1 pseudogene is annotated in these 580 nt (G+C 62.2%); it reads left to right on the forward strand.

The window, feature by feature from the left end:
- Positions 1 to 577: pseudogene (locus tag NKI21_RS32365) on the forward strand (IS5 family transposase); the annotation flags it as partial.
- Positions 578 to 580 lie beyond the last annotated feature (3 nt).

Below are 580 nucleotides of genomic sequence, written 5' to 3' on the forward strand. Positions count from 1 at the left end.
CCGGCCTGCAGGTCTACGGCGCGGGCCAGTGGCTGGAGGAGAGGCACGGCGCCAGATCCCGTCGCAGGTGGCGCAAGCTGCATCTGGCACTGGATGCCGACAGCGGCGAGATCATTGCCCATATCCTGACTGATCAGGACACTGGCGATGTCTCTCAAGTTGAGCCACTACTCGACCAGATTGGCGGTCCGATCGGACAGTTTACTGCCGACGCTGCCTATGATGGAAAGCCAACTTACGGCGCAGTCATCAATCACAGCGCGGCTGTCGCCATCGTCATTCCCCCTCGTGTCAACGCGGCCGAACCGATCGACGATCGACCTTCCGACCAAAGGGACCAGCATCTCGTCGCAATCAGCAGAGACGGCCGGATGAAATGGCAGGTCTCCAACGGCTACGGCGAACGCTCGCTGGTTGAGACCGCCATAGGGCGATACAAGTCCATCATCGGGCGACGTTTGCGGGCACGGTCGCTTCCCGTTCAGCAGACCGAAGTCGCCATCGCCTGTGCCGTCCTCAACCGCATGCTTGCCTGCGCAGGCCGAAATCCGCCCGCCGCAAGGCAGCCACGGCATAGTCT

Origin of the sequence: Mesorhizobium sp. M0715, from assembly GCF_040320355.1 — a bacterium.
Classification (GTDB): Bacteria; Pseudomonadota; Alphaproteobacteria; order Rhizobiales; family Rhizobiaceae; genus Mesorhizobium.